14 protein-coding genes, 1 tRNA gene and 1 rRNA gene are annotated in these 19434 nt (G+C 59.4%); 14 read left to right on the forward strand and 2 right to left on the reverse strand.

Features of this window, described 5'->3' with window-relative positions:
* Positions 1 to 354 precede the first annotated feature (354 nt).
* The 9 genes from fdnG (at position 355) to ACXMYO_RS15585 (ending at position 11491) form a co-directional block, all read left to right on the forward strand.
* Positions 355 to 3432 carry a formate dehydrogenase-N subunit alpha gene (gene fdnG / locus ACXMYO_RS15545; protein ID WP_438765853.1) on the forward strand — a complete coding sequence of 1026 codons (3078 nt, stop codon included), beginning with the start codon at positions 355 to 357 and terminating at the stop codon, positions 3430 to 3432.
* A 10-nt stretch (positions 3433 to 3442) separates the two neighbouring features.
* On the forward strand, positions 3443 to 4390 hold the full coding sequence (gene fdxH / locus ACXMYO_RS15550) for a formate dehydrogenase subunit beta (protein WP_438765854.1): 948 nt from the start codon (positions 3443 to 3445) through the stop codon (positions 4388 to 4390).
* Positions 4387 to 5103 (forward strand): formate dehydrogenase subunit gamma, encoded by a 717-nt coding sequence (locus tag ACXMYO_RS15555; RefSeq protein ID WP_438765855.1) that lies wholly within the window; start codon positions 4387 to 4389, stop codon positions 5101 to 5103. The genes fdxH and ACXMYO_RS15555 overlap by 4 nt, the downstream gene beginning before the upstream one ends.
* A complete protein-coding gene (gene fdhE / locus ACXMYO_RS15560) occupies positions 5081 to 6022 on the forward strand; it encodes a formate dehydrogenase accessory protein FdhE (protein WP_438765856.1) in 942 nt (313 codons plus the stop codon). The genes ACXMYO_RS15555 and fdhE overlap by 23 nt, the downstream gene beginning before the upstream one ends.
* 271 nt (positions 6023 to 6293) lie before the next feature.
* The gene (gene selA, locus ACXMYO_RS15565) at positions 6294 to 7712 is read left to right on the forward strand and encodes an L-seryl-tRNA(Sec) selenium transferase (RefSeq protein WP_457809400.1); all 1419 of its coding nucleotides are present in this window, start codon (positions 6294 to 6296) and stop codon (positions 7710 to 7712) included.
* Positions 7709 to 9643 (forward strand): selenocysteine-specific translation elongation factor, encoded by a 1935-nt coding sequence (gene selB / locus ACXMYO_RS15570; RefSeq protein WP_457809401.1) that lies wholly within the window; start codon positions 7709 to 7711, stop codon positions 9641 to 9643. The genes selA and selB overlap by 4 nt, the downstream gene beginning before the upstream one ends.
* 51 nt (positions 9644 to 9694) lie before the next feature.
* Positions 9695 to 9790, forward strand: a tRNA-Sec gene (locus ACXMYO_RS15575).
* A gap of 240 nt (positions 9791 to 10030) precedes the next feature.
* On the forward strand, positions 10031 to 10888 hold the full coding sequence (metF, locus tag ACXMYO_RS15580) for a methylenetetrahydrofolate reductase [NAD(P)H] (RefSeq protein WP_438765860.1): 858 nt from the start codon (positions 10031 to 10033) through the stop codon (positions 10886 to 10888).
* Between the two features lie 75 nt (positions 10889 to 10963).
* Positions 10964 to 11491 (forward strand): superoxide dismutase family protein, encoded by a 528-nt coding sequence (locus ACXMYO_RS15585; protein WP_438765861.1) that lies wholly within the window; start codon positions 10964 to 10966, stop codon positions 11489 to 11491.
* Between the two features lie 66 nt (positions 11492 to 11557).
* On the opposite strand, the gene ACXMYO_RS15590 is transcribed toward ACXMYO_RS15585, so the two are convergent.
* A complete protein-coding gene (locus tag ACXMYO_RS15590; RefSeq protein WP_438765863.1) occupies positions 11558 to 11809 on the reverse strand; it encodes a YheV family putative zinc ribbon protein in 252 nt (83 codons plus the stop codon).
* A 48-nt stretch (positions 11810 to 11857) separates the two neighbouring features.
* Entirely contained in the window at positions 11858 to 13900 is a 2043-nt protein-coding gene (locus tag ACXMYO_RS15595) for a M3 family metallopeptidase (protein WP_457809402.1), read from the reverse strand.
* A 132-nt stretch (positions 13901 to 14032) separates the two neighbouring features.
* On the opposite strand from ACXMYO_RS15595, the gene ACXMYO_RS15600 reads away from it, so the two are divergent.
* The 5 genes from ACXMYO_RS15600 (at position 14033) to ACXMYO_RS15620 (ending at position 19372) form a co-directional block, all read left to right on the forward strand.
* Positions 14033 to 15373, forward strand: a complete 1341-nt coding sequence (locus ACXMYO_RS15600) for a sodium-dependent transporter (protein ID WP_457809403.1) — start codon at positions 14033 to 14035, stop codon at positions 15371 to 15373.
* 83 nt (positions 15374 to 15456) lie between these two features.
* A complete protein-coding gene (locus tag ACXMYO_RS15605) occupies positions 15457 to 15996 on the forward strand; it encodes a gamma carbonic anhydrase family protein (protein ID WP_457809404.1) in 540 nt (179 codons plus the stop codon).
* An 81-nt stretch (positions 15997 to 16077) separates the two neighbouring features.
* Positions 16078 to 16749 (forward strand): metal-dependent hydrolase, encoded by a 672-nt coding sequence (locus ACXMYO_RS15610; protein ID WP_457809405.1) that lies wholly within the window; start codon positions 16078 to 16080, stop codon positions 16747 to 16749.
* A 23-nt stretch (positions 16750 to 16772) separates the two neighbouring features.
* The gene (locus ACXMYO_RS15615; RefSeq protein ID WP_457809406.1) at positions 16773 to 17381 is read left to right on the forward strand and encodes an HAD family hydrolase; all 609 of its coding nucleotides are present in this window, start codon (positions 16773 to 16775) and stop codon (positions 17379 to 17381) included.
* 451 nt (positions 17382 to 17832) lie between these two features.
* Positions 17833 to 19372 (forward strand): 16S ribosomal RNA (locus tag ACXMYO_RS15620).
* The last annotated feature ends 62 nt before the right edge of the window (positions 19373 to 19434 follow it).

Here is a 19434-nt window from a genome sequence, read left to right on the forward strand (position 1 = left end):
AATTTTGGCGTCACTGCGCCAGTCTCGTAACAGACTGAATCCCGTCAGGTTTTGACAGGCATCAAAAAATTGTGACGTTTACTTTTGAAACTCGATGATGACAGAACGTAGAATGTGCCGGAAAATCGGTTTATGCGACATTTTGTCTTCATGATGCCGATGGCATTCAGATCCTGATTCCCTTCTTTGCAGTACTCGATAAAAACCATCCCAGCCATGGGAAGTATTAATAATCGGTGATGTCATGCCGATAAACAGTGACTGGCCACATCGCGCCCCCCGGGCCGATGTTCAAGCATGACGCCTGCCCGCCCTGACAGCTGGTACGCCGGCAGGCGACGAGGAGATTGACCCATGACGGTTAATGTAACCCGAAGACAGTTCTTCAAGCTGGGGGCGGCAGGCGTTGCCTCTTCCAGCATGGCGATGATGGGGTTTGCCCCGGAGTCAGCTGAAGCGTCCGTGCGTCAGTTCAAGCTGACGCATGCCAAGGAAACCCGCAACAACTGCACCTACTGCTCGGTAGGCTGCGGCATCCTGATCTACAGCAATGGCGACGGTTCCAAAAACGCTCGCCAGGAAGTCTTCCACATTGAAGGCGACCCGGACCATCCGGTCTCTCGTGGCTCTTTGTGCCCGAAGGGCTCGGGGCTTTTGGACTTTGTGCGCAGCGACGGTCGTCTGGAATACCCGCAGGTACGTGCGCCGGGCTCCGATGAGTGGAAGCGCGTCAGCTGGGATGAGGCGCTTAACAAGATCGCGCGCTATATCAAGGATGACCGTGATGCCAATTTCGTCGAGCGTGACGACAATGGCGCCACGGTCAATCACTGGACCACGACCGGCTTTCTGGCCGCTTCGGGCTCATCAAATGAAGCCGGCTACATCACCCACAAGGTGGTACGTAACCTTGGCATGGTAGCGTTCGACAACCAGGCGCGCGTCTGACACGGACCGACGGTGGCAGGTCTTGCCCCTTCATTCGGTCGCGGTGCCATGACCAATCACTGGGTCGACATCCGCAATGCCAATCTGATTCTTTCGATGGGCGGCAATTCTGCCGAGGCTCACCCCGTGGGTTTCCGCTGGGTTACTGAAGCGCTCGAGCACAACAAGGCCAAGCTGATCTGCATTGATCCGCGTTATACGCGTACCTGTGCGGTCGCCGACTACAAGGCCTTTATTCGTACCGGAACCGATATCACGTTTCTGGGCGGTCTGATCCATTATTTGATCACGACCGATCAGATCCAGCGTGAATACGTTCTTCATTACACCGATGCCTCGCTTCTGGTGCGTGAAGACTATGGTTTCGAAGACGGTATTTTTACCGGCTACAACCCCGACAACCACTCCTACGACGACAAGTCGTCCTGGATGTATGAGCTGGGGGACGACGGTTACGCCCTGCGTGACATGTCGCTTCAGCACCCAAGATGCGTCTATCAGCTGATGCGCGAGCACTACAGCCGCTACGACGTCGATACGGTGTCGAGCATCTGTGGCATGCCCAGAGAGCACATCGAACATATCTGGTCGGAAATCGGCAAGATGGCCGTGCCGCACCAGACCATGACGATTCTTTATGCGCTGGGCTGGACGCAGCACTCGATCGGCTCGCAGATCATTCGTACCGCGGCCATGGTGCAGCTGCTGCTGGGCAACATGGGCATGCCGGGGGGCGGTATCAACGCCCTGCGCGGTCACTCCAATATCCAGGGTCTGACGGATCTGGGTCTTTTGTCGCAGCTTTTGCCGGGCTACATGTCGCTGGCCAACGCAAAAGAACAGGACTATAGCGCCTACATTCAAAAGCGTGCCAAGCAGCCGATTCTGGAAGGCGAGGTCTCGTACTGGAAAAACTATGAGAAATTCCATGTCAGCCTGATGAAGTCCTGGTTCGGCGATGCCGCCACCGAGGACAACAACTGGTGCTTTGACTGGCTGCCCAAGCTTTCCAAGCCGCTGTATGACGTGCTCGATACCTTTGAGCGCATGCACAAGGGCGAGCTTACCGGCTATTTCTGTCAGGGCTTCAATCCGCTGGCATCGTTCCCCAATCGCCAGAAGGTGACCGAGGGACTTTCCAGGCTGAAGTATCTGGTCGTCATGGACCCGTTGAATACCGAAACCAGCGAGTTCTGGAAAAACTACGGCGAATACAACGATGTGGATCCTTCACAGATCCAGACCGAAGTCATTCGTCTGCCCACGACCTGCTTTGCCGAGGATGACGGCTCGATTACCAATAGTGCCCGCTGGCTGCAGTGGCACTGGGCGGCCGCCCAGGGGCCGGGAGAGGCGCGTCCGGATACGCGCATCATGGGTGAGCTTTTCATCCGCATTCGTGATCTGTATCGCGAGGAAGGCGGCGTGTTCCCCGACCCGATCCTGAATCTGGACTGGGATTACGACATTCCCGAAGCGCCCTCCTCGGAAGAGCTGGCGCAGGAGTATAACGGTCGCGCGCTGGTCGATCTGACCGACGACAACGGCAACGTCACCCGTCGGGCCGGCGAGCTGCTGTCGAGCTTCTCGGAAATGACCGCTGATGGCCGTACCGCTTCGGGGTGCTGGATATTTTCCGGTGCCTGGACTCAGGACGGCAATCAGATGGCGCGCCGCGATAACTCCGACCCATACGGTACCGGCAACACGCTGGGCTGGGCCTGGGCATGGCCGGCCAACCGGCGTGTGCTGTACAACCGCGCCAGTGCTGATACGCAGGGCAGGCCCTGGGGGCGCGAGAAGGCGTTTGTCTGGTGGAGCAGTGAACAGGGTCGCTGGGTCGGTGCCGACATCCCGGACTTCCCGGTCACCTCTGATCCTGCGCTGGGTCAGGGCCCGTTTATCATGCAGCCGGAAGGCGTGGGTCACTTCTTCGCCGGTCAGAGCATGGTGGATGGTCCGTTCCCGGAACACTACGAACCGTTTGAATCGCCGATCGACAACAACCCGTTGCATCCGAACAACCCGCTGGCGAAAAACAACCCGGCAGGCCGGATCTACGATGAGGATCGCAAGGCGCTGGGCACTCGAGAAGAGTTCCCGCACGCCGCCACGACCTATCGTCTGACCGAGCATTTCCACTTCTGGACCAAGCACGCCCGTCTCAATGCTGTCGTGCAGCCGGAACAGTTTGTGGAAATCAGCCATCAGCTCGCCGAGGAAGTGGGGGTTGTGGCCGGTGACTGGGTGCGGGTCTCTTCCAATCGCGGCTTTATCAAGGCCGTGGCGGTAGTGACCAAACGCATGCAGCCATTGCGCATCGGGGATCGTGACGTGCATCACGTGGGTATTCCGATTCACTGGGGCTTCACCGGCGTGGCGAAAAAGGGCTATCTGATCAATGCCCTGACGCCTGTCGTGGGTGATGCCAATACTCAGACACCGGAATACAAGTCATTCATCGTCAAGGTCGAAAAGGCATAAGGGAGGGCATATGATCAACTCACAAAATATCGTTGCCCGTTCCGCGACGACACTGCCGGCACCCCATGCACGCGACAATGTGGTGGAAGTGGCCAAGCTTATCGATGTCTCCAAGTGCATCGGTTGCAAGGCCTGCCAGGTCGCCTGCATGGAGTGGAATGATCTGCGTGATGAGGTAGGCGAGTGCCACGGGGTGTATGACAACCCCATGGATCTGACCGCCGAGTCATGGACGGTGATGCGCTTTAACGAAGTCGAAACGGACTTTGTGGGCGGTGAGGATGTCAGCAAGGAGAAGGAACTCTCCTGGCTGATCCGCAAGGATGGCTGCATGCACTGCGCCGAGCCGGGCTGTCTTGAGGCCTGCCCGGCCCCGGGCGCAATCGTTCAGTATGCCAACGGCATCGTCGACTTTGATTCCAACAACTGCATCGGCTGCGGCTATTGCATCACGGGTTGCCCGTTCAATATTCCGCGCATCTCGGAAAAGGACAGCAAGTCCTACAAGTGCACCCTGTGCTCTGATCGTGTGAACGTGGGACTGGAGCCGGCCTGCGTCAAGGCCTGTCCGACCAACTGCATCGAGTTTGGCAGCAAAAAGGACATGCTGGCGCGCGCCGACAAGCGCGTAAACGACCTGAAAGAGCGCGGCTACGAGCATGCCGGTATCTATGATCCGGCAGGCGTGGGCGGTACGCACGTCATGTACGTGCTGCACCACAGCGACGAGCCCGGGCTTTACAGCGGGCTGGCGAAGGATCCGCGCATTTCGCCGGTCGTTGGCGTCTGGAAGGGCATTTCCAAGCCCATCATGTCCGCGATTCTGGGGATCACGGCGTTTGCCGGCTTCTTCCACTACATCACCAAGGGCCCGAAGGAAGAGCCTACGGATGAGGAAGTCTTTGGCGAAGACGATGATCATCATCGTGTCTCACGTGAAGAGGAGCATCGGTCATGAATTTCAAGAAACAAAAGACCATGCTGCGTTACGGCCCGGGTACCCGGGCCAACCACTGGGCCATGGCAGGCGCCTTTATCTTGCTGGCACTGTCAGGACTTGCCTTCTTTCATCCACCGTTTTTCTTTTTAAGCCACACGCTGGGCGGACCGGTCTGGTCGCGAGTGCTGCACCCCTTCATCGGCGTGGTCCTGTTTGTGCTGTTTGTCATCATCGCGGTGCGACAGCTCAAGCATAATATGCTGATGAAAAACGATGTGCAGTGGATGCGTCAGATGGGCGATGTGCTCAACAACCGGGATGAGAAACTGCCGCCGATCGGCAAGTACAACCCGGGCCAGAAGATGGTCTACTGGGCACTGATTCTCTGCATTCCGGTGCTTTTGATCACGGGCGTGATCATGTGGCGCCCCTGGTTTGCCGGGTTCTTTCCCGTTCCGGTCATCCGTGTGGCAAGCCTTGTGCATGCGCTGGCCGCCTTCATCGGTATTGCGACCATCATCGTGCACGTCTACGCAGCTATCTGGGTCAAGGGCTCGATCAAGGCCATGACTCGCGGCCGCGTCACGCATGCCTGGGCAAAGCACCACCATCCGCTCTGGTATGAAGAGGAGATGGAAGACCCTTCGCAGCGCGCGGGAGACGAGAACGCTCACGGGCGTGACACGACATCCCATCACGGAGCTCGCCATGACGGCCGAACCTCAGGCTGAACATGATTACGGTGCTGCCCCCGGCGGGGTCGTTGAACCCCCCGCCGTGGTGCTGCCCGAACGGCGTCTTTTCAGTCATCGGGCACGCCGCCTGCGCGATCTTTCCAGGCGCATGCGCTCGATGGCCGATTTCCTTGGGTTTGCCGCGCGCCTGGCGCAGGCGCAGCATCAGGTATTGCAAAAGCGTACCAGCACCTTCCAGCCGGACGCTGAGACCTTCGATCTGGCCTTTGAACACGGTATGCCACCCCTCATGGCGCAGACACTGCAGCATGATCTGGACTGGCAGGAAGACCTGGACGCGCTTTGTGACGCCCTGGAGCTCAACGTGGGGCAGGCGCAGCAGCAGCTGATTCACCGGCTGCGAGCGCTGGATGCGTCGAGTCGTCGGGAAATCGCCGCCGAAGTGCTCAGTGCCGGCACCGGTAGTGAAGACACCCGCGCCTTCATGCCTTTGGTGGCCGCCGCCCTGCAGGTGGCCTGGCTTCGTCAGTGCTCGGTGCTGCCACGGCCGCCAAAGCGGGCGGAAGGCACGGCGCAGACCGTTTGTCCCTGCTGCGGCGCGCTGCCGGTGGCCAGTATCATTCAGGTGGGGCGTGAACGCTCACGCGTGCGCTATATGCAGTGCTCGATCTGTGCCGCCGAGTGGTACATGGAGCGGGCGCGCTGCACAACCTGCTTTGAAACCGGCAAGCTGGATTATGTTGGTCTTGAAGGCGAGGATGGCAAGCGCCCGCTGCCGGTCAGGGCCGAAACCTGTGGCGAGTGCGAAAGCTATGTAAAGATCGTTCAGCGCGACACCGAAGTGGATGCCGATGCCCTGGCAGACGATCTGGCCAGTCTGGGGCTTGATATCATGATCGCCAATGAGCGTGATATCGGGCGAAGCAGCTACAATCCCTGGCTTGTCGCGGGGTGACCCCTAGGACCTGTCTGTACAAACGCGCTCAACATGAGCGCGTTTTTTTATGTTGTTATATCAAATTGGTCTCCATGAACGACGCCCCGAGCTTGTTTCAAGACTTTTTTAAGGGATGATAACCGGCTTGAACGATTGTGTGGCCTGTGCTCCGATTCTGACCTGTCACTGCCCGGCCTTTTGCATGAGTCTGGATTGATGGCAGTGCCTGTATTAAAAGATGAGTCGTGTTTCATGTATGAACGCTCTCACCCCATGAAAGGAGTCCTTGATGGATGACCCGCGACGTTATCTACCGGCAGTGGATGTGCTGCTGTCCCATCATGCGATGGAGCGCTCGCCGGTCAGCCGTCGTCTCAAAAGACGCGCGGTGCGCGAACTGCTGGTTGATGAGCGCAAGCGTCTCTCCGCCTCTGACGCCGCCCCCCTTGATCAGGAACAGCTGGTCACCAGGGCGCTGGCCGGTGCCGAAGCACTGGCCGCTTCCAATGCCCCCAGCGTGTTCAACCTGACCGGTACCGTCATTCATACCAATCTGGGGCGCGCGCCACTGGCCGAGCCGGCCATTGATGCCATGACGCGCGCTGCCCGGCAGTCGCTGGCGCTGGAATACGACATCGATAGCGGACGCCGGGGTGATCGCGACCAGGTCGTCGAATCGCTGCTGTGCGAACTGACCGGTGCCGAAGCCGCGACCGTGGTCAACAACAACGCCGCCGCCGTGGTGCTGACGCTGTCGGCGCTGGGGGCCGGCCGTGAAGTCGTCATTTCACGCGGTGAGCTCATCGAGATCGGCGGCTCGTTTCGCCTGCCCGACATCATGCATACCTCGGGCTGCTATCTGCGCGAAGTGGGGACGACCAACCGCACGCACGCGCGTGATTTCGAGCAGGCCATGAGTGATGCCACGGGCATGATCTTCAAGGCGCACACCTCCAACTATGCGGTAGAAGGGTTTACGGCCGCCGTGGAGGAAAGCAAGCTGGCGCGTATTGCCCACGATCAAGGAGTGCCCTTTATCGTGGATCTGGGCAGCGGTGCGCTAACGGACATGGCGGCTCTGGGGTTGCCCGATGAGGCACGCCCCCATCAGAGCATCGAGGCCGGTGCGGATGTGGTGACCTTCAGCGGCGACAAGCTCCTTGGCGGGCCTCAGTGTGGTCTGATCGTGGGCAGCCGTGACTGCATCGATCGCATCCGTCGCCATCCGCTCAAGCGTGCCCTGCGCGTCGACAAGCTGATCATGAGCGCGCTGGAAGCGACCCTTCAGCTTTATCGGGACAGCGACGAGATCGAGCGTGATATTCCGACCCTGGCGCTACTGACGCGTGCCGAAGCCGACATCGCGGCCACGGCCGAGCGTTTGCTGCCCGCCCTCGTCGAGCATTTGCCGCGAATGCAGGTCAGCATTGCCCCCTGCCGGAGCCAGCTGGGCAGCGGCGCGCTGCCGGTGGATCGTCTGCCCAGCCGGGCGCTTGTGATCGCACCGCCCACCCGGGAGCGACATCACGACGAGCATTCGCTGCGCAAAATCGAGGCGGCGTTCAGACAGCTTCCCCGACCCGTGATCGGGCGACTCCACGATGGGGCGCTGTGGCTTGATCTACGCTGTCTGCAGGGCGAGCCCGACGAACGTGCCTTCATGGAACAGCTTGGCCATCTCTCGCTGAATCGGGAACAGGGATCATGATCGTAGGAACGGCAGGCCATGTAGATCATGGCAAGACAGCCCTGATTCACTCGCTGACCGGGATCAGCACCGACCGTCTGCAAGAGGAGCAGGCGCGGGGGCTGACCATCGAGGCTGGCTACGCCTATCCGGAGACGCTTGATGAATTCGAGCTGGGCTTTATCGATGTCCCCGGCCATGAAAAATTTATCCACAACATGCTCTCGGGTGTCGCAGGTATCGACACCATGCTGCTGGTGGTGGCCGCCGATGATGGCGTCATGCCCCAGACACGGGAGCACATGCAGATACTGCGTCTTCTGGGCATCGATCGCGGTGTGGTGGCGCTGACCAAATGTGATCTGGTCGAGCGCCAGCGACTGGTAGAGGTGCATGAACAGATCCGGTCATTGCTGGCCGGCTCACCGCTGGAGGATTCGCACGTCTTTGAAGTGTCCAGTCGGACAGGCGAAGGCATCGATGCACTCAAGGAGGAGCTCTGGCGTCGCGCCCAGGCCAGCGATGCCGAGGTGGCTCAGGGCAATTTCCGCATGGCTGTGGATCGCGCCTTTACCAAGACCGGTTCGGGGCTGGTGGTCACGGGGACGGTTGTGGCCGGCGAGATTTCGGTCGGTGACAATGTCAGACTGTTTCCATCCGGTCAGGGGGCCCGCGTCAGGGGGCTTCGACGGCAGGGGCGGGTGGCAGAACATGCTCGTCAGGGCGACCGGCTTGCCCTGAACCTTGCCGGTCCCGGCATCGATCGCGAAACCGTTCAGCGCGGTGACTGGGTGGTGGCCCAGGCGCTGCCCACGCCGTCGCTGACGCGCGTGGATATCGCTCTGGAACTTCTGGAAGATGCCCCGCCCCTGAGCCACTGGTCGGGTGTCCATCTGCACCTGGGGGCCTCGCATGTCACCGGACGCATTTCCCTGCTGGAGGGGCAGCAGCTGCTGCCCGGTGGGCGCATGCTGGCTCAGATGATTCTTGAAACGCCGCTGCATGCCTGCATGGGGGATCGTGTGATCGTCCGCGATCATGGCGCGCGTCATACCATTGGTGGCGCCGTGGTGCTTGACGGGGCGCCGCCGCGTCGCGGCCAGCGCTCGCCGGCCCGGCTGCAGTGGCTGGAAAGCTGCCGTCAGGCGGTCATGGACAGCAGCGCCAGCGGCATGTCTCTGGCCGAGCCGCTCAAAATGGCTCTGACGCTGCGTCAGGATGGCCCGGATATTTATGGCCTGGCGCGAAACTTCAATCGAACGCCTGCCTCGCTGGCCCGTGAGTTCGAAGCGCTGGGGGCATGGGTCATCAGCGCCGGGCAGGATATGCGGGCCTTTTCGCCACAGGCTCTGGAGTCACTTCGGGTACGTATTCTCGAGGTGGTCACCGACAATCACGAGCGTGAGCCGGCCATGCTCGGCACCGAACGCGAGCGGCTGCGCCGTCAGGTCATGCCGGGTCTGCCCAGCGCCCTGTTTCGCCAGATCATTCAACCGCTGATGACGGCAGGCATGCTGAAACAGCAGGGGCCCTTTTTGTCGCTGCCGGATCATCAGGCGGCGCTGTCGGCCGAAGACGAAGCGCTCTGGCAAAGGATTCAGCCACACCTTGAAGCAACGGCCTTTGACCCGCCGCGCGTGCGGGATCTGGCCGGTCTGGAAAATATCGATGAGGGGCAGGTGCGTCAGGTACTCACATCGGCCGCCCGTCTGGGGCGCGTCTATCATGTGCGCCGCGATCATTTTTTCCTGGCCCGATCCGTGTTTGATATGGCCGACATGATTCAGCGTCTCGAGGCGCAGCAGGGCGCGGCACATGTGGCCAGTTTCCGGGACCAGCTGGGTATCGGGCGCAAGCTGGCCGTGCTGATCCTCGAATTTTTTGACAGAATCGGCTATACACGGCGGGTGCGCGATGATCATGTCGTGCGTCGGGCCGACATGTGGCATTAATTACGCTATCATGCGCTCACGTTTTAGCACCTGCTGAAATGGTCTGACCAAGGAAGGGCTTCGTTCCCCGGTGGGGCGCTCGGGCTTCAAACCCGAGAGGGGCTGCCAGCAGTCCCTGGTGGGTTCGACTCCCACGCCTTTCCGCCATCTTCATGGGGCGTCGAACCACAGGTTTCGACGCCCTGATTTTTTTCGGGCGCTCACGCGCTTGATCATGAATCCTGCTTGATAAGATCCCCCGAATCTTTCATTTGGTTTGATTCATCGGTGTCGTCACAATACATGGCATTAACCGATGGTCGACCGCTGCCGTCAATGGGCCCACTGGAAGCGTGCGGATGCTCCGGCCCGGTCGATGCATGTCTTGTCAAAAGGATCTCCTGACTCATGAGTGATGCCCGCCCGCCCGAAATCAGTTTCGAGTTTTTCCCGCCGCGTACCGACGCAGGCCGTGATCGGTTGCCGGAGGTTTATACAAAGCTGGCCGAGCTCGATCCGCGCTTTTTCTCGGTGACTTTCGGTGCCGGTGGCACCACGCGTGATTTCACCTTTGATGCCGTTAAAAACATTTCGCGCGATACCGGCATCTGCACGGCGCCGCACTTGTCCTGCGTGGCCAGTGACAAGGAGGACCTCCGCAGGCTTTTAACGTTTTATCGCGAGCACGGTATCAAGCGAATCGTGGCGCTTCGTGGCGACATGCCTTCGGGGATGATGGGGGTCGGAGAGTTTCGCTACGCGCGAAATCTGGTCGATTTTATTCGTGAAGAGACCGGGGATCATTTCAATCTGACCGTGGCGGCCTATCCGGAGTGCCATCCTCAGGCGAGCAGCTTCGAGCGCGATGTAGATCATTTTGTCGACAAGGTGCGCGCCGGTGCCGATATGGCCATCACACAGTATTTCTTCAATCCGGATGCCTACCACCATTTCGTGGATCGGGTGCGCGCCCGCGGCGTGGATGTGCCGATCATTCCGGGCATCATGCCGATCACCAATTACACCAAACTCGCCCGTTTTTCCGAAATGTGCGGTGCCGAGATTCCGCGCTGGATGCGGCGACAGCTTGAAGCCTACGGTGATGACAGTGCCAGTATTCAGGCCTTCGGCCATGAAGTAGTGGCGCGGCTTTGTCAGCAGCTGCTGGATCAGGGGGCGCCGGGACTGCACTTTTACACGCTCAATCAGGCAGACGCCTGCACAAGTCTCGTGGCTGACCTGTCGCTTGAGAAGACCCGGCATTGATTGGTGGCATTCGAGCAGACGAACTAGTCTTGAGGGTACGCCAATCGTTAATGGGCTGACTTGAGAGGATTTCCAATGAAAAGACTGTTTCTGGCATCAGCACTGATGGCTTTAACGCCGCTGGCCATGGCCGACACCACCGTAGAGCTGCACAAGGCAACGGATGAGGGTGTCAGTGACTCTGTCGGCACCGTAACCTTCGAAGACACCGATTACGGTCTTCTGGCCACACCCGATATCTCGGGTCTGCCGGGTTTTGGCATGCACGGTTTTCATCTGCACACCAACCCAAGCTGTGACCCGTCCACCGACAACGGCGAAGTGACGCCGGCCGGTGCTGCCGGCGGTCACTTTGACCCGGAAGAGACGGATCATCACGGCGGTCCGTATGCCGAAGACAGCCATCTGGGTGATATGCCCCTGGTAGTGGCCGATGAAGATGGCAACGTCACAACGCCGGTGCTGGCGCCTCGCCTGAAAGAGAGCGACCTTGCCGGCCACGCCGTCATCATCCATGAAGGTGGCGACACCTACAGCGAACCCCCGCACCTGGGTGGCGGCGGTGGACGCTGGGCCTGCGGTGTGATCGAAGACAACAGCTGATCACAAGCGCTGATGATAAAAAGGCCCTGCCGGGTAACCGGCAGGGCCTTTTTGATGCCGGGGCGTTCAGCGTTTGCCCGGGTCGATGATTTTAACGGGCTGAAAGTCCTCACTTTCCTCGGCGGGCTGACTTTTGGAGACGCGTGTTTCCAGCGGGTCGAGGGTGTCTTCGGTCATGGGGAGCTGTTCGAAGAAGTCGCAGCTGACGCACTCGCGATAGCGGGTGCCGTTGCTTTCCCAGCTTCGAATGCGATCCATGGCGCTGCAGCGCGGGCAGATGGCGCCGGCAATAAAACGCTTGGGGGTTGACTGGCTCATTGAATCTCCTGACCGGCAGCGTCGAACTGCCGGTCGTGATACAGGGAATCAGGCGCTCTGGTGGATGCCGCTCTGGCGCAGCAGCGGCTCGATGCTGGGCTCGCGGCCACGAAACTCCTGAAACAGGACCGCGGCATCCCGGGCGCCGCCCTGTTCCAGAATGCTGCTGCGAAAATGCAGGCCGGTGGTCTGATCAAAAACGCCGGCATCTTCAAAGGCCGACCAGGCATCCGCGGAGAGCACCTCCGCCCACTTGTAGCTGTAGTAGCCGGCGGCGTAGCCACCGGCAAAGATATGGCTGAAGCCGTGCTGGAATCGGTTGAACTCGACTCTGGGCACCACCGAGACCTGATGACGCACGCTGTCCAGCAGTGACTGAATGTCTTCGGCATTCGGCGCCTGGTGCTCACGGTGCAGGCGCAGATCAAACAGCGAAAACTCGAGCTGGCGCACCATGGTCATGGCGGACTGGAAGTTGCGGGCGGCCTGCAGACGCTCGAGCAGATCATCGGGCAGCGGGGCACCGGTGTCGACATGCGAGGCGATCAGGTCGAGGCCTTCACGCACCCAGCAGTAGTTCTCCATGAACTGGCTGGGCAGCTCGACGGCGTCCCACGCCACGCCATTGATGCCCGAGATGTCGGCGACGTCCTGGCGCGTCAGCATATGGTGCAGGCCGTGGCCGAACTCGTGAAACAGGGTCAGCACTTCATCGTGGGTCAAAAGCGCCGGCCGGTCGCCCACCGGGCGAGTGAAGTTGCAGGTCAGATAGGCGACCGGCAGCTGAATGTCACCGTCGCCGCGTACGCGCCTGACGCGACATTCATCCATCCACGCGCCACCGCGCTTGCCTTCACGGGCATAAAGGTCGAGGTAGAACCCGGCGATGGGGTGACCGTTTTCGAGAATGTCGAAAAAGCGCACATCTCTGTGCCAGCGTGGTGCCTCGGTATTTTCGCGAAAGCTGACGTCAAAGAGCTTGCCGATAACCCGGAAAAGCCCATCTACAGCGCCAGGGGCCGGGAAATAGGGACGCAGCTCTTCCTGGGAAATGGCGTAGCGTGCTTCACGCAGCTTCTCGCTGGCGTGGCCGGTATCCCAGGGGGCCAGGGTCTCGATGCCCAGCTCGTCGCGGGCGAAGTCACCGAGATTTCGAAATTCTTCCGTGGCCTGCGGTACGGCGCGTTCGGCCAGATCGCCCAAAAAGTCGAGCACCTGATCCGGGCTGTCGGCCATCTTGGTGGCCATCGAATAGTCGGCGTAGGTGTCAAAGCCTGCCAGTGCCGCAAGTTCCTGTCGCAGCGTTACGATCTCGGCCATGACGTCGGAGTTGTCGAACTCGCCGGCGTTGGGGCCCTGATCGGAGGCGCGGGTGACAAAGGCGGTATACACCTCTTCGCGCAGGGCACGGTCGTCGGCATGGCTCATGATCGGGAAAAAGCTCGGGAAGTCGAGCGTGATGCGATAGCCCTCGACGCCCTTGGCCTGGGCGTTGGCTGCCAGGGTTTCAAGGGCGCTGTCGGGCAGGCCGTCCAGACGCTCGCGCGGCACATCCAGATGCCATGCCTGGGTGGCATCCAGCACGTTGTTGGAAAAGGTGTTGGAAAGCGTTGAAAGCCTGGCCTGGATTTCGCCGAATCGGGCCTTTTTTTCAAAGGGCAGATCGATACCGGCCAGGCGGAAATCTCGCAGGGTATTGTCGATCGATTTGCGCTGTCCCTGATCCAGACGATCGTACTCCTCGCTTTGCGCCAGCGTCTGGAAGGCCTTGAAAAGCCCTTCATGCTGACCAAGCCAGGTGCCATAGGCCGAAAGCTTTGGCAGGCAGGCCTGGTAGGCTTCGCGCAGTGCCGGGGAGTTCATGGTGGCATTGAGATGCGAGACCGGCGACCAGGCCTGGGAGAGCTGGTCGTTGATGGCTTCAAGCGGTGCGGCCAGCCCCTGCCAGGTGTAGCTGCCTTCCTCGACCAGCCTTTCGATGGCCGCCTTGTTGCGCGCAAGCAGCTCGTCCATGGCCGGCTCGATAATTTCCGGGGTGATGGCATCGAAGGGGGGAAGCGGATGGGATTCGAGCAGAGGATTGGTAGACATGAAGCGACCTCGCGGTTGGCGAAAGATATACTGTTGACAATGAGGGTGTCGGGCGCCGGTTTCAATGCGGACGTGCGCCACCATGAGTTGATTCAGTGCGCATCATGGCGCGGTAAGACAGGGATGCAGGACATGTCCGAAGTGGTAGAGCGCTGGGGGTCGCGCCGTGCGTTCATTATAGCAGTGACGGGTGCGGCGGTGGGTCTGGGCAATATCTGGCGCTTTCCCTGGATGGTGGGTGAAAACGGAGGCTCGGTCTTTCTTTTACTGTATGTGGCTTTCGTGGCGCTTTTGGGATTGCCGGTCATGGTGGCCGAAATCCTGATTGGACGCGCGGGGCGGCGCACACCCGTGCAGGCCCTGACCTTTTTGGCCCGCGAGGCGGGCGGCAGCCGACACTGGGGGCTTCTGGGGCTTTTCGGCGGTGTGACACTTTTTTTGATTCTCTCCTTCTATGCGGTCGTGTCGGGGTGGTCGCTGGAGTATCTGGTCGATGCATTCAGTGGCGATTTCGCCGCCCGCACGCCCGAAGAAATCGGTGCCGCCTTCGATGCCTTTCTGGCAAGTCCTGGCCGGGTCATCGTCAATCAGACGCTTTTCATGGTGCTGACGATGGCGGTTGTGGCCTTCGGGGTGGGTAGTGGCCTTGAGCGACTCAATAATCTTTTGATGCCGCTTTTGTATCTGCTGTTGATCGTGCTGGTCGGCTATGCGGCTACCACGACAGGGTTTGGTACCGCGTTGAGCTGGCTTTTCTGGCCCGATCCTCAGGCGGTCACCTTCATGGTGGTGCTCAACGCCATGGGTCATGCCTTCTTTACGCTGGCGGTGGGCGCCGGTGCGCTGATGGCGTACGGCGCCTATATGCCGGAGGGCCAGAGCGTGCCCCGCGCCGTGGTCACCGTGGCGCTGCTGGATATTGCGGTGGCACTGATGGCGGGGATTGCCATCTTTTCGATCGTTTTCTCGCAGGGGATGGATCCGGCTTCCGGCCCGGGGCTCATGTTCGTGACCCTGCCGGTGGCCTTTTCACAGATGCCCGGTGGTGAGCTGTGGCTGGGCTGCTTCTTCGTGCTGCTGTTGATCGCGACCTGGACGTCTTCCATCAATCTTGCCGAGCCGATGGTGGCCATGCTCCATTCCGCCGGGCTGCATCGAATGACATCGGCGTTTTTGATCGGCAGCGGCGTCTGGCTGGTGGGGATCCCTTCGGCGTTGTCGTTTTCGTGGCTCTCTGAGGTGCAGCCGATCACAGGCATGACGTTCTTTGATCTGGCAACGACCGTGCCCACCGATATCCTGCTGCCCATTGGCGGGTTGCTGATCGCCTTTTTTGCGGTCTGGGTCATGGATGAGCAGCGATCACTGCAGGCGCTGGGCAGCAGTGAACGCTTTTTTGTGACGTGGCGTCGTGTCACGCGCTGGGTCGCCATCCCGCTGCTGATACTGGTGTTGATGGGCGCCATGTTCTGAAATGATGTTCAGGGCAGCCCCGGGGTGGATACCACGGAAGGGGCGGTCATTTTTAATGGGTTCAACAAGGCGAGGGCGCAAGCATGAGTATTCGAAGCTTCAGAGGGGTATCACCGACGCTGGGCGAGCGGGTCTTCATCGATGAGACGGCTGTGGTGCTGGGCGATGTCACCTTGGGCGATGACACGTCTGTCTGGCCGACGGCCGTGATCCGTGGCGACATGCACCGTATCCGTATCGGCGCTCGCACCAGCATTCAGGACGGCTCGATTCTTCATATTACGCATGCCAGCGACTATAGCCCCGGCGGTTACCCGTTGACGGTCGGTGACGACGTGACCGTGGGGCACCGCGCCATTTTGCATGGTTGCACCATTGCCTCGAAGGTATTGATCGGCATGGGGGCCACGGTACTCGATGGTGCCGTTGTTGAAACCGAGGTGCTGGTAGCGGCAGGTGCTGTGGTGCCGCCCGGCAAGCATCTTGAAAGCGGCTACGTCTATGGGGGCAATCCGGTGCGCCAGCTGCGTGCGCTCAAGGAGTCGGAATATCGCTTCTTCGAGTATTCAGCAAACAACTACGTATCACTCAAGGACGAGTTTCTGTCCGCCGTGGATGAATAGCTCGCCCTGAGGGGCCGCTAGATCATTGTTGTTGCTGAGAAAATTGCGCCATAATATGGATTTATATCCAGTATCTGAATTATGGCCAATTTTACAACGCATTTTACGGTGGCCGCCGCGGGCGGCGCTTTGGTGGGCGCACTGGGCTGGCAGGCCGGTCTATGGCCCTTTGTTGATGGCTTCCCGATGGCGGGGTTGGTCGCACTGGGCGGCGTGGTGCCGGATATCGATGCTGACCAGTCCCGTGCCGTACGCCTGATCTTTACGCTGATGGCGATGCTTGCAGTGATCGGCTGTGTCTCGGCGCTGCAACCCTTTCTTTCCCTGGCAGAGCTCAGTGGCATGGGTGTCGGCGCCTATCTCATTGTGCGTTATCCCCTGAGCACGCTTTTCAAGCGCTTTTCCGTCCATCGCGGTATCTGGCACTCGTTGCTGGCAGCCATGCTGTCGGCGCTAGTCGTGGCCGTTGTGAGCTACCAGCTCTTTATACAGACCGCCACGCAGTCATGGTTTTTTGCCGGTGCCATGCTGATTGGCGTGCTTATTCATCTTCTTCTTGATGAGATCTACAGTATCGATATCGAGGGTAGGCGCCTGAAGCGCTCCTTTGGCACGGCTTTCAAGCTTTATGATTACGGTACGCCACAGACAGCACTGCTAATGGGGATTGTCATGGCATCGATGACCCCCTGGTTACCACCTTATGGGGCGCTGCAGGATATCGGTAACAGTGTCCGGGCACTCTGGGGTTAGTCATCGCATACAAGGGAGAAACCATGAGGTCACGCGAGATACTTCTGTTTGATGTCGGTGGCGTACTGGCTGACTGGGATGGCACCACACCACTTGTGAATCTGACCGGCGGGCGACTGAGTCATGAACAGGCACGCCGGTTCTGGCTGGAGTTTGCCCCGCTTGAACCGTTCGAAACCGGCAGGGCTTCTGCCAGAGGCTTTTTGAAAGCGGCCGTTGAAACCCTTGAGCTTGATATGACGCCTGAAACGTTCGAGCAGCACTACTCCGGCTGGGTCACGGGGCTCTACCCCGGCACCCGGGAACTGCTTGAACGAATTGATCCGCGCTTTTACATGGCCATTCTCAGTAACAATAACCCCATCCACTGGGCCGTTATTCAGCGCACCGGGCTGGAAGCCCACTTTGACACCATCTTTCTTTCTCACGAGATCGGCTATCGCAAGCCGGACCCACGTGCCTGGCAGCATGTACTAAAGGCACTGGCCTGTAGCGCCAATCAGATCACCTTCCTTGATGATAACCCCGAGTGCGTTGATGCCGCCCGGGCGCTGGGGATACGCGCTCATCTGGTAAAGGGGAAAGAAGCGCTTGAGACGTGTCTTGAGAGCGAAGGCTACCTGGGCTCCTGACAGAAAAACGAATCTTTTTGGCGAAAGGGGTTGCGTGGTCCCGGTCTGATCTATAAAGTACGCATCCGCTGCCACGGAGCACACGGCGACGAGGCAGCGGGGAAGTTAAGCAGGTGATTGTTTTGACTAAGGTTTTGGTCGCTCAATCAGGGTTTCAAATCCAGCCGCTGACTTCCGGATCGAAAAAAAGAGGTTGACTTTTCGATTCAGGGCTGTAAAATGCCCACTCTCTCGAAGCAGCCGTCACGGCGACTGAGGCAACATCTTCGAGACGCTCTTTAACAAGTCGATCAGGCAATTTGTGTGGGCGTCTGGCTCGTGTGACACCAGTCACATAGATAATCGAGCAGACGAACACTCGTCAAGAGTACTAGTTTGACCTCGAGCCCGGATTGATTCACCTCGATGACTGCTTCGGCAGGCTTCGAAACGAATCTCAAAGCTTCAAAATAAACTGAAGAGTTTGATCATGGCTCAGATTGAACGCTGGCGGCAGGCCTAACACATGCAAGTCGAGCGGTAACAGGGGTAGCTTGCTACCCGCTGACGAGCGGCGGACGGGTGAGTAATGCATGGGTATCTGCCCGGTAGTGGGGGATAACTCGGGGAAACCCGAGCTAATACCGCATACGTCCTACGGGAGAAAGCAGGGGATCTTCGGACCTTGCGCTATCGGATGAGCCCATGTCGGATTAGCTTGTTGGTGAGGTAACGGCTCACCAAGGCAACGATCCGTAGCTGGTCTGAGAGGATGATCAGCCACACCGGGACTGAGACACGGCCCGGACTCCTACGGGAGGCAGCAGTGGGGAATATTGGACAATGGGGGAAACCCTGATCCAGCCATGCCGCGTGTGTGAAGAAGGCCTTCGGGTTGTAAAGCACTTTCAGTGGGGAAGAAGGCATGGTGGTTAATAACCACCATGAAGGACATCACCCACAGAAGAAGCACCGGCTAACTCCGTGCCAGCAGCCGCGGTAATACGGAGGGTGCAAGCGTTAATCGGAATTACTGGGCGTAAAGGGCGCGTAGGCGGCTTGCCAAGCCGGATGTGAAAGCCCCGGGCTCAACCCGGGAACGGCATTCGGAACTGGCAGGCTAGAGTGCAGGAGAGGAAGGTGGAATTCCCGGTGTAGCGGTGAAATGCGTAGAGATCGGGAGGAATACCAGTGGCGAAGGCGGCCTTCTGGACTGACACTGACGCTGAGGCGCGAAAGCGTGGGTAGCAAACAGGATTAGATACCCTGGTAGTCCACGCCGTAAACGATGTCGACCAGCCGTTGGACCCCTTGAGGGTTTGGTGGCGCAGTTAACGCAATAAGTCGACCGCCTGGGGAGTACGGCCGCAAGGCTAAAACTCAAATGAATTGACGGGGGCCCGCACAAGCGGTGGAGCATGTGGTTTAATTCGATGCAACGCGAAGAACCTTACCTGCTCTTGACATCCTGCGAATCTCCCAGAGATGGGAGAGTGCCTTCGGGAACGCAGAGACAGGTGCTGCATGGCTGTCGTCAGCTCGTGTTGTGAAATGTTGGGTTAAGTCCCGTAACGAGCGCAACCCCTATCCCTTTTTGCCAGCGGTCCGGCCGGGAACTTCAGGGAGACTGCCGGTGACAAACCGGAGGAAGGTGGGGACGACGTCAAGTCATCATGGCCCTTACGAGCAGGGCTACACACGTGCTACAATGGCCGGTACAAAGGGTTGCGAAGCGGCGACGTGAAGCCAATCCCATAAAGCCGGCCTCAGTCCGGATCGGAGTCTGCAACTCGACTCCGTGAAGTCGGAATCGCTAGTAATCGTGGATCAGAATGCCACGGTGAATACGTTCCCGGGCCTTGTACACACCGCCCGTCACACCATGGGAGTGGACTGCACCAGAAGTGGTTAGCTTAACCTCCGGGAGAGCGATCACCACGGTGTGGTTCATGACTGGGGTGAAGTCGTAACAAGGTAGCCGTAGGGGAACCTGCGGCTGGATCACCTCCTTAAACGACTAAAGTGCTCACGCGAACCAGCGCGTCCACACAAATTGCCTGATCGGATAGAGCGA

The sequence above is a fragment of the Kushneria sp. EE4 genome, assembly GCF_977968315.1.